Raw genomic sequence first — 15,408 nt, forward strand, 5'->3', positions numbered from 1 at the left:
CTCAAGAAGCAAACACTCCTCCTTGATGAGTTGTTGACATTAGCAACTCAGCTTTCGCCCGCTGAGTTGCGACGACATTTTGTCCTTCGTAAGCCCCGCTGGTGACATCGTTCTGCCTGCGGTGGCCAGGAATGTGTGACCCGAAATGGAGAACAACCCGCATGATTCGAATCTGCCTCGCGCTTGCCCTCTGTTCAGCGACTTTGCCGGCGTTCGCTCAGCCGGCAGAAGTCCAACGCACGGTTCTGATCCGCGGCGAATCCTCAACACCGAATCACGAATCGCTTGTCGCACGCGTATACATTGCATCGGGGGCGACCATTGGGCGGCACACCCATTTCGGCGATGAGATTGGCTTCGTGCAGGAAGGCGAACTCGAAATGTACGTCGAGGGAGAGTCTCTCCGCAAATTGAAGACGGGCGACGCATTCATCATCCCATCGGGCAAAGTACACAGTGCACGTAATACCGGCAACGGACCTGCCCACGTGATCGTGACCTATGTGATTGAGAGGAACAGGCCGATGGCCGTTCCCGCCAAATAACACCCGCTACACATCAATGTGAAGATTGATTGGGTACACTCCTGACCGTGGAAAAGTGAGCGTTCTGCGAAATGCAGCAGTAAATGACTCGCCCCGCCTTCTGCTACCTGACGTGGCCCGCCCCTGCGCCTGCCATCATGCTATGCGCTAGCGCATGTTGTCTAAAGCACCGCGAGTGCCGCTCGTGCCGCGTGCCTGGGCGTTTCCATTTGCGGCGGTACAGCGGATTATGACCTCCCGATAGGATAGAGCCAAGCATTCGGTGCCTTTGAAGTAGCCACGTTCACGCAACAGCTTATGCAACGCAGGGAGTTTATAGCCAGGTACGGTCGCGGCCATGTGGTGCTCGACGTGGTAGTTGACGAAGTTGGGCGCGACCAGCAAGCGCGCGAGCGGGCCGGCCAAGGTTGTGGCGGTGTTTCGGCGCGGGTCGCGGTCCATGTGATCTGGTACGCCACCATGCTCGCCCATCACACGTAGGCGTAGCAGAAGTGGGAAAACGAATAGCTGGCCAAGCCACCAACATGCGTAGACCTCCGGCACACTGAATGCCCACAGCGCGGCGATGATCAGCCCATGCATGACAAACACCGGATACAGCGCGCCGTGATCGGTCGGCTGGAATTGGTAAACGATCCCTTTCGCGCCATTCACGCCGGAGATGTCGCGCAACAATTTTCGGAGCAGGCTGGCGCGAGTGGCAGGGTAGCCAGTGACGAACGACAGATCAGGGTCGGCGCCGGTGCCGGCTGTGCGATGGTGCTCCAGGTGGCCTCGGCGATAGGTCGCGTAAGGGACGTTAGGCAAGGCGCCGAAGACCCATTTCCCCATCCACTGGTTCACTCTGCGCGAAGTGAAGAAATTCAGGTGGGCGGCATCGTGCGTGAGGATCGCGAAGCCGAGCGCACGGCCTGCCAGCACGACGCTGGCGATGATCCAGGCTACCGGATGATGCCACAGTGCTGGCAGCGCAAAGCCGGCGGCGACCAGTGCCACATTCACGATCACTACGCCTGAAGCACGCCAGTTGTCGGCTGTGGTGAAGGCCCGTAGTTCCTGCTTGTTGATGTAGGAGAGGATGTTCATGAGATCATCCTAGCGCTGCGCATATCCCACCGTGGTACATTATTCGCCATGCAGCATACTTTTTCAGCCATCCCGACAAGCATCTACATCGACCAAAATTGCTGGGCGGGTGGCGTCCTGCTGATCCGGGAATTGCTGGCGGTGGCTGGCACCTTGAATGCCCGCGAACCAGACTTGTTCGCTGCGGCGATGTTTGATGTGGCTCTCGTCGGCCCAACCATGCAGCCTGTGCGTTCCTTCACTGGGCCAGCGCTACTGCCGGAGCGCAGCCTGCGCAACGCGCGCCAAGCCGAAGTACTGGTGCTGCCATCCTTCTACGGCGACGTGCCCGCCAGCCCTGCCCTGCTGCGCTGGATCGTCAGGCACTACGAGGCTGGCGGCTGCGTCCTGGCTTCTGCAAGCGGCGTGCGGCTGCTAGTGCAAACAGGTTTACTTGATGGGCGCGATGCAACTTGCAACCTGGCGGATCGGCGCGCAATCGCCGCGACGCGACCTGATGTACGCCTGTCACCGCAATCGCCGCTTGTCGTGGATGGCAGGCTGATTACGGCGGCCAGCATCACGCCCACCATCGACGCGTGTGCCCACCTGGTTCGCCGCTTCCACGGCGAAAAAGCTGCACTGAAATTCGCACGCTATGCCAACTCAGCGCGCCAGCTGGCAGACGTCGGCGTCGCCAGCGGACATCACGAACACGACGACGCCCGCATCCAGGCCGCGCAACGGTATATTGAACAACATAGCTGCGCTGGCATCACACCCGACGACGTGGCGCGTCATATCGCCATGAGCCAACGCAACCTGGCGCGGCGTTTCAGCGCTGCGCTCGGCGTCACGCCGGTGCAGTACATTCTTCAATGCCGCATCGAGCAGGCCAAGCGCCTGTTGGCAAAACCGAGCGCTGGTTTGCGACGCGTTGCGATTGAAACCGGTTTCAGCGACGAGGCCGTTTTCCGCCGCGCGTTCAAGCAGGTGACAGGCCAGGCGCCCAGTGCCTGGCGAGCGTTGCTCGACAATTAATGGATGTTGTTTATAAGTGCTTGTAGTGCCTGCTGCACTGTACATTCCCGCATGGCAATGCCACCATGTGAACACACCTAGAAAACAAACCATCGGGATGAGAATCACAGCACTGCATGGCCTGCGCACCAGGCCGCTGGCAGTCTTGCTGCTCGCGGCGGCAAACGCATGCGCGCAAGATGCCGACTTGACCACTTTGCCGCTTGAGCAATTGATGTCGCTGGAGGTCTTTAGCGCCTCCCGCTTTAACCAAAAAGCGACGCAAGCTCCTTCGAATGTCACCGTACTTACTTCGGCCGACATCCGTGCCTACGGCTGGCGCACGCTCGCCGATGCGTTGCGCAGCATTCGCGGGCTGTACACCAGCAACGACCGCAGCTACAGCTATCTCGGGGCGCGTGGCTTCTTGCGGCCGGGCGACCTGAATACGCGCTTCCTGCTGCAAATTGATGGTACGCGCATCAACGATCCGGTTTTCGACCAGGCGCAGCTTGGCGCTGAATTCCCGCTTGATCTTGAACTGGTCGATCGCATCGAATTTGTGCCGGGGCCGGGATCGTCGATCTACGGCACCAATGCATTCTTTGGCGTGATCAATGTGATCACGCGCCGCGCGCCCGACATCGAGGGGACGCGCGCCACGTTGGAAGCAGGCCAGGCCGGCACTCGCTCCGGCAGCGCGAGCTACGGTTGGCGCAACGGCGATGCCGAATTGCTGCTGGCAGCAAACCGTGGGCTCAGTGATGGCCGCGACCTGTACTTCCCCGAATTCGGCGGTACTGCGCACGGGCTGGATTGGGAACGTTACTCGCGCTTCTTTGCACGCGGGCAGGTTGGCGCATGGTCCCTGACCCTGATCGACGGCAAGCGAACCAAGGGCATGCCTACGGCTTCTTACGGCCAGCCATTCGACGTCGCGGGCGGACTTACGGTCGACGAATTGCGGATGGCGGAAGTCGGCTATCGCACTACGATGCTGCCAATGCACGGTGAGCTTTCGGCCCGCCTTTACCACTCCGAGTACCTCTATGACGGGCACTTCGTCAACCAGGCTCCCTTCGGCACCATCAACATGGACCGAACCCGCGCCAAGTGGTGGGGAGCGGACGTCAACCTGTTCCTGCAGCTGATCGAATCCCACAAGCTGGTCGTCGGGGCGGACTACCAGTACAACCACGATGTGCTGCAGCAGAATTTCGACACCGAGCCTTTCGTCAGCTACCTGAATGACCGCTCACAAAGCAAGCGTTTCGGCATCTATATGCAGGATGAAATCACGCTGGCCAAAGGCATCCTGCTCAACGCCGGCCTGCGCTACGACCGCGAAACCAGCACTGGCGGCGTATTCAATCCGCGCCTGGCCCTGATTGCCGAACTGTCGCCGGAAACAACGGTCAAAGCCATCTATGGCAGCGCATTTCGAACGCCTAACAGCTATGAACTGTTCTACGGAATCGACACCGAAGGCGGTCAATTGGCAAACCCCAATCTTGGCCGCGAGCGCATTCGCAGCCATGAACTCTCCTTGGTCCGGCAATTGGGCGCTAACGCCCGCTTCACGCTGAGCGCTTATGCCAATGAGGCTTCCGGCCTGGTGACCGAAGTCGAGGACGAGGAATTCGGCTTGCCGATCTTCCGCAACCTGGGCCGGGCGCGTGCGCGTGGTATCGAACTTGAATATGAACGCTCCTTCAGGAACGGTGCGAGACTGCGAAGTAGCATTTCGCGCCAGAATGTCACGGGCAGCATCAGCGAAGTCAATTCACCGCGCTGGCTGGCCAAGTTCAATGCCACGGGGCGGCTGGCTGGTGTCTGGCATGTCGGTGTCGAGGGCCAGTACGCGGGCGCACGCAGGCTGCTCGATGGCAGCGAGACGGGGGGCTTCGTGCTTGCCAACATCAACTTCTTCACCATCGGACTGACCCGCCACTTCGACGCATCCCTTGGCATGCAGAACCTGTTCGATCGGCGCTATGCGGATCCGTCTTCGCTGGGACTGCTGCAGCACGCCATCGAACAGGATGGCCGCCGCGTCTACCTCAGGCTGAAGGCGGCCTACTGATGATGCGCCAACTCTTCGCCCTGCTGCTTCTGCTGGTAACCGCGTGCGAACACGCGCGCGCCCAGCTTCCCGCAGGCGCGGACGAGGCGGAACTGAAGGCGGCCATCTTGTACAATTTCGCCCTGTTTACCGAATGGCCTGCGGACACCCTGCCCGCCAGCGCGCCGTTGCGCCTGTGCGTCTTCCAGGGCAACACCTTGCTGACCGCGTTGACCGGGCTGCAGCAAAAACAGGTCAACGGGCACCGCGTTTCAGTGCGCACGCTGCCTGCAGCGCCGGGCGGTGCACAGCTGGCGGCCTGCCACCTGCTGGTGCTGGACGCGCGGGACCGCGAACGGTGGTCACTGCTCAAGAATGACCTGGCGACCAGCAGCGTGCTGACGGTTGCGGATGACAGGATCATTGGCGCCAACGGCGCCATGATTTCTTTTGGTATCGACAATCGCCGCGTGGGCTTCGACGTGGACCTGGTGCCTGTGCGCCAGGCGCGCCTGACCCTCAGTTCCAAGCTATTGCGGCTGGCAAGGAGTGTGCAATGAAGTCGCGCGCCAAAACCGCGCTGCTGCCGATCGGCAGCAAGGTAGTCCGTTCCACCATGCTGGCGGCGGGTGCCGCCCTGTGCCTGGCCGGCATGCTGATGGTAGTGTTCCAGTTCATGGCCTTGCGTAGTACCCTTCTGCGCGATATGCAGGTGCAAGCCCGCATCGTCGGCAACAACAGCACGGCCGCCCTCCTCTTCAGCGATGCCCGTGCGGCGGAAGAAATCCTCAGCGGCCTGTCGGCATCACCCGACGTTCAAAGCGCAAACATCATCGTCGGCAGCACGCCGCTGGCCCAGTTCCGCCGCAATAACGCACCGGTGCCCGAACTTGCGATCAGCGAGACCGGCCAGTCCCTGCACGAATACGGCATGGATTATATTGAGGTGCAGGAACCGATCAGCGTCGACCATAAGCTGATTGGCAGCGTCTCCATCCGGGCCACCCTGCTGCCGCTTTACCAGCGTTCGCTGGCTTTTGCCACCTTTACAGCGTTCGCGACCCTGGGTTCGTTTGCACTGGCGTGGTTGCTGGTGCGGCGTATGCGCGCGGCGGTGGTACTGGCTGAGCAGAACCTGCACTTGCTGGCGCACGTCGATCCGGTCACCTGCCTGCCCAACCGAAACGCCTTCAACGACCGGCTGGCGCACGCGCTGAAGCGAGCGGACCGCCAGGAAACCAGCGTCAGCATGCTGCTCCTCGATCTCGACAACTTCAAGATCGTTAACGATACGCTGGGCCATGACATCGGCGACATGCTGTTGCGCCAGGTGGCGGAGCGCCTGGAACAAACCCTGCGCAGCACGGATGTCATCTGCCGCATCGGCGGCGATGAGTTCGTGGTGATCATCGAGCCGGCCGAAGATGACACGGAGCCGGACCAGGTGGCGCGCAAGATCCTGCGTGCACTGGCCGACCCGTTCATGGTCGAAACCCACCAGCTCTTCGTCAGCGCGAGTATTGGCGTCAGCGTCTATCCGAAGGATGCTCCCGACGCGGCGGCCGTGGTGCGCTGCGCCGACATTGCCATGTACCACGCCAAGAACAAGGGCAAGAATGCCTATGAAGTCTTCCATGCGGAGATGGCGCAGCGGGCCAGCAAGCGCCTGGCGCTGGAGGCCAACCTGCGCAAGGCTTTGCAGAACCATGAGCTGTCCTTGCATTACCAGCCGCAGATAGACACGCGCACCGGGCGCATGCGCGGCATGGAGGTGTTGGTACGCTGGCACTGCGAAGCATTGGGCGGCATGGTGAGCCCGGCGGAGTTCATTCCGGTGGCGGAGGAAAGCGGCGTGATCGTGCCGTTGGGCCGCTGGGTGCTGCAGACCGCGATCCGCCAGGCGGCTGCCTGGCGCAAGGCGGGGCTGATGGATAACATCGAGCATGTGGCGGTGAACGTGTCGGCGTGCCAGACCAAGGATGTGCAGCTGATGTATGAGGTGCAGGCTTTGCTGATGGAGACCGGTTTGCCGCCTCGCTTGCTGGAGCTGGAGATTACCGAGGGCGTGCTGATGGAGAATGTGAATGCCAATATCGCTTTGCTGCACAAGATACAGGCGGCTGGCATACATCTCTCGATCGATGATTTCGGGACCGGGTATTCCTCGATGGCCTATTTGAAGCGCTTCCCGATCGACCAGCTCAAGATCGACCGCAGTTTCATCAATGCGGTACCGGGTGATGGCGCGGCGATCGCGAAAGCGATCATTGCGATGGCACATTCGCTGAACATGACTGTCGTGGCGGAAGGCGTGGAAACCGAGGAGCAGGTGGCGTTCCTGTCGGATGCAGGGTGCGATGTGATGCAAGGGTATTACTTTGCGCGGCCGATGCCGGCGGAGCAGTTGGAGGCTTTGCTGCGGGAGGGCAAGCTCTGGGCCGCCTGAAAACCGGTAAACCTGGGTCTGCCCCGCAGGGCCAGACCCAGTCTGTTCGTCAGCCGGTGGCTGCGGTTGTGCGTCTTTGATCTTCGGCAAACGTCAAAGGCCGGGGACCAGCCCCGCGGCCGTTGCGCTGACATGGGTCAGACCCCTGGGTCTGACCCTGGTTTACCGGTTTTTTAGTCCAGCTTGGTCGCGTGCTCGCGCGTCGCGTGGAAGGTCAGTTTCGGCCAACGTTCCTGGGTCAGGCGCAGGTTGACGCCGGAAGTGGCCAGGTAAGCCAGGTTCCCCGCCGCGTCATACGCCACGTTATGCCCCAGCGCCGCCTCGAAATCGGCCAGCGCCTTCTTGTCATCGCTGGAAACCCAGCGCGCGGTCGAAATCGAGGTGCTCTCGAACACCGCATCCACGCCGTACTCATTCATCAGGCGCGAAGCCACCACTTCGAACTGCAGCACGCCGACCGCGCCCAGCACCACTTCACCGCCCTGCACCGGCTTGAACACCTGCACAGCGCCCTCTTCACCCAGCTGCTGCAAGCCCTTCTGCAGCTGCTTGATCTTCAGCGGGTTACGGATGCGCACCTGGCGGAAGAAGTCCGGCGCAAAGTATGGAATACCGGTGAACTGCAGCATCTCGCCTTCAGAGAAGGAATCGCCGATCTGCATATTGCCGTGGTTCGGCAAGCCGATGATGTCGCCGGCGTAGGCCTCTTCCACCTGTTCGCGCGACGAGGCCATGAACGTGACCACGGACGACACCTTCACCTCACGATTCAGGCGCAGGTGCTTGACCTTCATGCCGCGCTCGAACCGTCCCGAGCAAACGCGCAGGAAGGCGATACGGTCGCGGTGCGCCGGATCCATATTGGCCTGGATCTTGAACACGAAGCCGGAGAACTTCTCTTCGGTCGGCTGCACGGTACGCACCGACGCATCGCGCGATTCCGGCGCAGGCGCCCAGTCGACCAGCGCGGACAGGATCTCGCGCACGCCGAAGTTGTTGATCGCGGAGCCGAAGAAGACCGGCGTCTGCTTGCCAGCCAGGAAGTCTTCCAGGCTGAACGGGTGCGAGGCGCCGTGCACCAGCTCCACTTCCATGCGCAGCTGGTCCATCTCCAGCGGGAACATCTCCTGCAGGCGCGGATTGTCGATGCCCTTGATCACCTCGAAGCTTTGCACGCTCTCTTCACCGGCGCGGAACAGCAGGATCTCGTCGTTGATCAGGTGGTAGACACCACGGAAATTCTTGCCCATGCCGATCGGCCAGGTCACCGGCGCGCACTGGATCTTCAGCACCGATTCCACTTCATCAAGCAGCTCCAGCGGATCGCGGCACTCGCGATCCAGCTTGTTCATGAAGGTGACGATCGGCGTATTGCGCATGCGGCAGACGTCGAGCAGCTTGATGGTCTGCGCTTCCACGCCCTTGGCCGCGTCGATCACCATCAGGCCCGAGTCGACCGCAGTCAGCACGCGATAGGTATCTTCGGAAAAGTCCTGGTGGCCCGGCGTGTCGAGCAGGTTGATGATGTGGTCGCGGAACTCGAACTGCATCACCGAGGAAGCCACGGAAATGCCGCGCTGCTTCTCGATTTCCATCCAGTCGGAGGTGGCATGGCGGCCGCTCTTGCGGGCCTTGACGGTGCCGGCCATCTGGATCGCGCCCGAGAACAGCAGCAGCTTCTCGGTCAGCGTGGTTTTACCCGCATCGGGGTGGGAAATAATGCCGAAAGTACGGCGGCGAGCGACCTCGCGCGCAATCAACGCAGGGGTCTTGCTCGAACTTTGAATTTGGATATCGTCAGACATGATGGCAGCCAGCGGTTGGCGCAGACGGAAAACCCGCTATTTTACCACCACTCCCCTCACAGCCGGAGGGCGTAATCGAGCATGATTTCCAGCGCCAGGTGGCTACGTACGGCGATACGGCCGATCCGGCCCGGCTGGAACCTGACACTGGCAAAAGCGGCCAGCAGCAGTTGCTCTTCTTTCTCCGACATCGGCGAATCGAGGGCGACACGTTCGACCGTACCTTCATCGCTGATCCAGACCTGCAATGCCACGGACTGGGCGGTAATCCCCGGCACCACCAGCAACTTGCCCGCCACCAGCCCCTCGGCTACTTCCGGTTGGCGGGTCATGGCGTCGGCGCCGAAGTAGTGCCGTTCGGCCGCCCCGCCGACGCCGTCTGCGCCCGCCGCGGCTTGCGCCAGCACCTGCTGCGCGCGAAGCATCGGCACCGCGGCTGGCGGCTGCGCAGCGGGCAGCGGCGCCTTGTCCAGCGCCGGCTGTGCCGCAGCGACCAGGCGCACCATCATGGCTGGCCCAGGCGAAGCCGCTCTGCCGCCTGCACCGGCGACACGGCTTGCCTGGCCAACCAGCAAAAGTGCGAGCGCCACATGCGCCAGCGCCGATATTGCCAGCGCCAGCCATGGCCGCAGACGGGCTTCCATCACCGTTCCGTCAGTCGGAAATCTCGCGCCACAGGACGCGCACCTTCTCGTCACCAGGATCGCCAGCACCGACACGCATTACCTGCGGGACACCCATGCCGTTCGACGCACCGACCGGATAGATCATCGGGGTGCCGTTCGGCAGCTTGACCACGCTGTTACCGACAATCGGCGCGGCATACTTCAAGCCGCCCGCCACGTTCGCCAGGACGTTGCCGCCGGTCTTGTAATCGAGCTGGTACAGCCAACTGTAACCGCCAGGCTGGCAGGCCGACACCGACGGCACGGTGGACGCGAAGATCAGCGTGCCGAGGAACAATTGCGGCGAGAGCGTGATGCGCTCACCGGTATCCGGCAGATCGACATACCAGCCCATCTTGCTGGACCATTCAACGGCATCGCGGCTGATATTGCGTGTTGCGCCACTGGTCGTCACCGTTTGCTGCACCATCGGGCTGTTGGCAGTGACCGTGGTAACGCCATCGTCCTTGATGCCGTAGATGGTCTGGGTATCGACATCGTCCAGGTCGCTCTGGCCCAGGTAACGGCCGGTGCCATAGAAGATCGCCAGCTTGTCCTGGATCTGCCCGATAACCGGCGCAACCATGATTGGCTTGCCCGGGAAATCCGCCAGCTTGCTGGCCGTGCCCTTCTCCAGGTCGAAGCGCCACATGGCACCGGTCAGGTCGCCGCCATACGCGCCGACTGCCGTATTATTGGTCGAGAAGTCAGGCGAACGCACATTGATGCGCCCCAAGCCGCTTGGATTTGCGCTGGTGCCAACGCCGGTGGCGATGGTTTTCAGCAGCGAACCACTGGCGAGGTCGAGGACGAAGACATAGCCGCCGCCGTCGGCGCCGGCATACTTGCTACCCTCCGGCACGTTGTTGTAGCCCGACGGCAGCACGGCCACCCAACGGCCATCGCTCATCTTGGTGATGAATGCCGTGCCGAAGCTGTAACCCATTTTCGGATTATCGTCTGCCGTGTAGTTCCACAGCGGGCGCGGATCGGCAGGATCCGTCACGTCCAGCGCGAAGTAGCCGCGGCCACCCTTGCCCATGGCGCCGATCAGGACAGTCTTCCAGCTGCCGTTGATCTTCGCATCGCTCATGGCCAGCGGCCCGTCCAGGTAATAGCGGTGCTGGCTGCCATAATTGGCATCGGCCAGGCGCCACATATTCGGCAAGACCATCGGCGGCACGTAGGCCCAGCGTTCCTGGCCAGACTCGCCGTCGAAGGCATGCAGCATGCCATCGTTGGACGAGGTGTACAGCGTCGGCGCACGTTCCGCCTTGGCAGTCTTGAATTCAAGATAGCCATCGTCGTCGAAATTGAACGGCGGCGCTTTCACATAGATCGGCTGCGAATGGACGATATCGCCCAGCGCTTTTTCGCGATCGCGGTACAGGCGCTCGTAAGCGCCGTAGGTGAGCACGCGGTCCTGGTCTTCGTTGCGGTCTTGCCCGCGCAGGTAGCTCACCAGCGAGGCCGCGGTGGCCGCGGTCTTCTGCGTGCTGGACCAGGTGCTGGCCTGGCTCAGCCGGTTGGTGTCGAACAGCGCCAGCTGGGCAGCCGTCAGGCCGCCCTTGCCCGTGCTAAACAGGGTACGGGTGGTGCCATCTGCAGTGTAGATCACACGGGTATCGCTATCGCCGGTCGCGGCGATCCTGTTGCGCAGCAGCGGCTCCGCCTGCCAGAAAGGCGTCGTCGACACTGCACCGGTGGCCAGGTCGATGGAATAGCCGCTCACGTCGCCGTCCCACTTCACGGTACGGTAAGTCGCCACGTAGATGAAGTTGTCGCCGGCAGTCGGCTGCAGGGCGCTGGTAGCTGCCGCAGCACCGTTGCCGGTCACGCTGTCGATGCTGCGCAGCGCCTTGCGCAAGCCGCTCTCCAGTGCGGCCGGGTCCTTGGTGCTGAAATACGTACCGCGGCCGTTGACGGCGGCGTGCCACAAATCGTCGATGGTCTCGGGGGAGTTGCCACTTGGGGCCGGCCACTTCGTCACGCCCTGCTTGATGTTGAAGTAATCGCCGGAGTTGCTGGTCTTGTAGTTCGGATCGTAAGTCAGGGTGCCGTCGACACCGAGGCCGATAGTGAACGTGGTCATGTGCTGGTGTTGCGCCACGTCGTCCACGTCCGCGTTGGCGCCCGATGGTGCAACGTTATTGGCGCAGACATCTTTCGAGTTGCAGGATGTGCGCAAGTCGGTATGGTAGTAGTAATACGCCACATCCGCCAGCGTATTGGGCGTCTGCAGGGTGTCGCGCGATGGCAACGTCACCCCCGCTGCGCCATCGGTGTCGGCCACGCCGTTATAGCTGTCGTTCCAGTAACCGTCCGTCGCCAGGATCGTAAAGTTCTTCTGGCAGGAATACTCCACCGGGTCTTTGTATACCGTGCTGGTGCCCTTGTACATCTTGCCCAGCGAATCAAGCGAAGTGCGCAATGGCGTGCCGCCGAGCGGATCGAAGCTGTACAGGTCGGTGTAGAACTTGCCCTTCTGGTCAGCGTCGAAGTTGGCAATGTCGAGCGCGATCGGATGGTTGATGGTGGTCAAGCCAATGCGGGCATGCAGGTAGGCCGAATCATCGGGATCGCTGGACACCGGAGTGCCGCGCACGTCCTTGAACGCCTGGCCGATCGCACTCTTGGTCATCTGGGTGCGCGTGCGGTACCACGCGTACCAGGTCGCGAAGTTCGACATCTCTTCCTGATACGTGCAGATGTTTCCTGCGCAATCGGTGCGCCCAGCGGCCTTGGCCGGGAATTTCGTGGACGGGGTAATGTCCACGCGCGACCAGTTGTAGTAGCGCACATACTTGAAGGTGTCCGTCTTCTTGGCCTGGCAGCTGCCGGCCTTGCCGAAATTCTGGTTGGGCGCGTTATCCGCTGTCTTGCACCACTCAACGCTCACGTTGTAGTAGAAAGGCGCGCCGTCCTTCGCATACAGGTACTTGTAGGTGTTATCCGGATACGAATAGCTGCCGTTCTCCACTGCCTGCTTGCAATTTGCGCTCGGCGGCACATCGTTGGTGTGACTGCACCACATGCGCTCCGGATAGCCGGTCACCAGATTGGTCACGGCAGTATTCGACAGGCGCGGACAGTTCCCTCCGGACACCACCCCCTTGCAAGGCGTGGCGTTCGGCTGCTCGGCGCTGGTATCGTCGATCCACTGCACGCCGTAGCCATCGCTTGGCACGGCAGTCCACGACGCCGCATAGGAGGTGCTCCCTTTATGGTCGGCCAGGCGTGTGCCGTCGGCCTTGGTCGGCCACATATAGCGGATTGCCGGGTTGTAGTACAGCCCGTTAAAGGCGCTGGCAAAGAATGGCGGGTCGCCGGGCTCGCACACCACCAGGGTGTTGTTCTTGTTCGGCCCGCGGCACATGGTGCCGAAGTTGCCGAGCGATGTGTAGCGCACGTAATCGGGCATATAGCTCCACGCCATGCTGCCCGAATTGTCGAGGTCCAACATAATGTTGGGCAAGATCGGGGCGGTCGACGCGTTTGCCAGCGGAATATCGGCCAGTTCGGTCGGCGCGGCCGATGCCGGCTGAACGGCGAGCGCCAGGCTCAGGCCGAGCGAGGCGAGCAAGGCACGCAGGCCCGGCTGTGGGACATTGATCCAGTCCATCTGAATTCTCCTGCGTTAGATTGAGACCACAGCCTGAACGTAGCTGGTGGTGTTCCTTGGCCCGGATACCCGTGCCGTAATACGGTAGAAAGCCCGGGTGGCCGCGCTATCGAATTTCTGTGGGCGGTAGCCCTCCATCGCGCCCTGCGCACCTTCGTCCTGGCCCTTCCTGAAGGTTTGCTGCGTGGAGCAGGTGCGGGCATCCAGCGGGCCGGCGCTGTCGCACATGCGATGGATGACATAAGCTACCTCGTTGCCGGCCGCATCGCCCCCCAGCTTGACCACCCCAGCGCCATCCCAGTTCAGGTCGTCCTCCGCTGCGCCAGCGCCTTCAGGATCGCGCTTATTGCCGGTCAGGTCGAGCGCATCCTGGCGCGTGGCGTAATAGCCGCTGCCCGGCACGTCCTGGTCGAGAGAGCCGCTCGGTGCGGTCTGGATCAGCCAGGCAATGGCTGCCTCCACGCCGGCGTCGCCGCTGGCGGTGGCGCTTTGCTTGAAGGCCAGGTTGCCCGCGATCACGGCCGAGGTATCAACCGAACGCAGCAGCGCGATGCCGGCCAGTGTCATGGCCACCAGCACGATCAGGGTGATAGGCAGGATGACGCCCTGCTGCCAGGCTTGCCGGACTGCGCCGGCTTGTTTGCTGTGATTCATGGTCTTATCCCCAAATGACATTGCGCAATGGCACAATCGTCTCGAACACTTTGTAGCGGTAGCACTTCCAGTCGGCCGGGTAGCCGGTGGTATTGAACGTCGCCCAGCTCGACCACTTGCTCACCATGTCGTTGGTCGTGGTTGCGCATTGCTGGTTGGGTTCAGGCTTTTCGTACTGCACGCTGCGCGCCACCAGGGCGATGCGCACCGCCTTGACCAGTTTGAAGTCGGCGGCCGTGGGGTGGGCCCAGCTGCCTGTGGCAGGGGTCCAGGCGCTGACCCACGACTCGGTGGCTGTCGAGATCCCATACTCGAGCTGCATGTCGACGATCTCGGGCGCCACGACGTCGTTGACGATGGCCGGGTTGGCCGAATTATCCGAACGCAGCAACTGGTGCAGGTTATTCACGCTATAGGCGCGCTGGTACAAGGCGCCGCCCGGGGGAGCACTGAAACAGGACAGCTGGGCAGGCTTGGTGTAAGCCGGCCAGTTGTTGGCGTTCTGGTAATTGGCCGGCGGGTTGTAATGGCCGCTGGCGCCTGGGTTATGCTGGATTTTCAACGCCTGGTCCTGGATCTGGGTGGCCTGCATCAGCGTGCACTTGCCCGCCTGCTGCACCAGGATCAGGTCGCCTTCGCGGCAGCCGGCCGTGTTGCCGACATTCAGCTCCGACGATGGCTGCGGCATATTGCTGCGCAACTCCGTGCTGGCTGGATAACGGAACGAACCTTCCCGCGGATTGGCAAAGTACTGCACCAGGAAGCTGTCGGGGCCGTTACCGCCGTCGGTAATGACCGCCGGCGCCATCGACAACCCGGTGATCGCCCCCGTCGAGCCGCCACAGCTCAGGTCGCCGTCACAATAGGAGTAAGTCGTATTGCAGTTGGAGAACATCGAATTGGCCATGCCCCAGCCTGCCATCTTGCCATCGCGTTCGATCATGGACAGGGCAATCGCGCCATTGCTCTGCGCATCGGCGCCGCCGGTGGTGGTGCGCTTCTGCCCTTCCGCCTGGCTGAACACCTGCATCACGACCACCATGGCCAGCATGCCGACGCCCAGGCCCACCATGATCTCGACCAGGCCGAAACCGTTTTGCTTGTCGTGCATTTGGAATATTCCTTTTCTAACCGGCGATGAACTGCACGCTGGTCTGTGTATGAACCGCGCTCTCGCCCGGCACCTGCCAGGTCACGGTCACCGTGACCGTGACCCCCGCCGCGGCGCTCCACGGGCCGGGCACCACGATCGTCAGTTTCCCGTTCGGCAAAGTGCTGACGGCCTGGTCCCTGACGGCATGCAGCTCGATGCGTTCGCGGTCGGCCCACATCGCGCCCAGCGACTGGCTGATCACATTGGCAGCGTCGATGCGGTACTTGGCATCGCTCACCTGGCGCACCGAAGCTGCCTGCAGGCCGACGATGGCCAGCACGCCGAACGCAAAAATCACGATGGCGACCAGGGCCTCCACCAGCGCTATGCCGCCCTGCTTCCGCAATGTGCGTTGAGACTTCATGGGATTC

General features: G+C 62.0%; 12 protein-coding genes. 5 read left to right on the forward strand and 7 right to left on the reverse strand.

Translation table 11 applies throughout. The features are described 5' to 3' along the window. Positions 1-161 precede the first annotated feature (161 nt). Positions 162-545, forward strand: a complete 384-nt coding sequence (locus ACN9MZ_RS17810) for a cupin domain-containing protein (RefSeq protein ID WP_426338301.1) — start codon at positions 162-164, stop codon at positions 543-545. Between the two features lie 147 nt (positions 546-692). On the opposite strand, the gene ACN9MZ_RS17815 is transcribed toward ACN9MZ_RS17810, so the two are convergent. Next, complete coding sequence (locus ACN9MZ_RS17815) at positions 693-1,631, reverse strand: fatty acid desaturase family protein (RefSeq protein WP_426338302.1); 939 nt, start codon at positions 1,629-1,631, stop codon at positions 693-695. Positions 1,632-1,679: 48 nt separating this feature from the next. Here ACN9MZ_RS17815 and ACN9MZ_RS17820 point away from each other — a divergent pair, with 48 nt between their 5' ends. From ACN9MZ_RS17820 to ACN9MZ_RS17835, 4 genes are all read left to right on the forward strand, one after another. Beyond that, positions 1,680-2,651, forward strand: coding sequence for a GlxA family transcriptional regulator (locus tag ACN9MZ_RS17820; protein WP_426338303.1), 972 nt, complete (start codon positions 1,680-1,682; stop codon positions 2,649-2,651). Between the two features lie 97 nt (positions 2,652-2,748). Further along, the gene (locus ACN9MZ_RS17825) at positions 2,749-4,713 is read left to right on the forward strand and encodes a TonB-dependent receptor plug domain-containing protein (RefSeq protein ID WP_426338304.1); all 1,965 of its coding nucleotides are present in this window, start codon (positions 2,749-2,751) and stop codon (positions 4,711-4,713) included. Beyond that, positions 4,713-5,252 (forward strand): YfiR family protein, encoded by a 540-nt coding sequence (locus ACN9MZ_RS17830; protein WP_426338305.1) that lies wholly within the window; start codon positions 4,713-4,715, stop codon positions 5,250-5,252. The genes ACN9MZ_RS17825 and ACN9MZ_RS17830 overlap by 1 nt, the downstream gene beginning before the upstream one ends. Then, positions 5,249-7,138 (forward strand): putative bifunctional diguanylate cyclase/phosphodiesterase, encoded by a 1,890-nt coding sequence (locus tag ACN9MZ_RS17835; RefSeq protein ID WP_426338306.1) that lies wholly within the window; start codon positions 5,249-5,251, stop codon positions 7,136-7,138. The genes ACN9MZ_RS17830 and ACN9MZ_RS17835 overlap by 4 nt, the downstream gene beginning before the upstream one ends. Positions 7,139-7,311: 173 nt before the next feature. Here the strand turns inward: ACN9MZ_RS17835 and ACN9MZ_RS17840 are convergent, their stop codons facing one another. The 6 genes from ACN9MZ_RS17840 to ACN9MZ_RS17865 are packed head-to-tail and all read right to left on the reverse strand — an operon-like array spanning position 7,312 to position 15,401. Next, complete coding sequence (locus ACN9MZ_RS17840; RefSeq protein WP_426161972.1) at positions 7,312-8,943, reverse strand: peptide chain release factor 3; 1,632 nt, start codon at positions 8,941-8,943, stop codon at positions 7,312-7,314. A 56-nt stretch (positions 8,944-8,999) separates the two neighbouring features. Beyond that, positions 9,000-9,587, reverse strand: a complete 588-nt coding sequence (locus ACN9MZ_RS17845) for a hypothetical protein (protein WP_426338307.1) — start codon at positions 9,585-9,587, stop codon at positions 9,000-9,002. A 10-nt stretch (positions 9,588-9,597) separates the two neighbouring features. Further along, on the reverse strand, positions 9,598-13,230 hold the full coding sequence (locus tag ACN9MZ_RS17850; RefSeq protein WP_426338308.1) for a pilus assembly protein: 3,633 nt from the start codon (positions 13,228-13,230) through the stop codon (positions 9,598-9,600). Between the two features lie 15 nt (positions 13,231-13,245). Beyond that, a complete protein-coding gene (locus tag ACN9MZ_RS17855) occupies positions 13,246-13,884 on the reverse strand; it encodes a pilus assembly PilX family protein (protein ID WP_426338309.1) in 639 nt (212 codons plus the stop codon). Positions 13,885-13,888: 4 nt separating this feature from the next. Further along, entirely contained in the window at positions 13,889-14,995 is a 1,107-nt protein-coding gene (locus ACN9MZ_RS17860) for a PilW family protein (RefSeq protein WP_426338310.1), read from the reverse strand. A 16-nt stretch (positions 14,996-15,011) separates the two neighbouring features. Next, entirely contained in the window at positions 15,012-15,401 is a 390-nt protein-coding gene (locus tag ACN9MZ_RS17865) for a type IV pilus modification PilV family protein (protein WP_426338311.1), read from the reverse strand. Between the last annotated feature and the right edge of the window lie 7 nt (positions 15,402-15,408).

The sequence above is a fragment of the Pseudoduganella sp. S-14 genome (assembly GCF_049913285.1).
Taxonomy (GTDB): Bacteria; Pseudomonadota; Gammaproteobacteria; order Burkholderiales; family Burkholderiaceae_D; genus Rugamonas.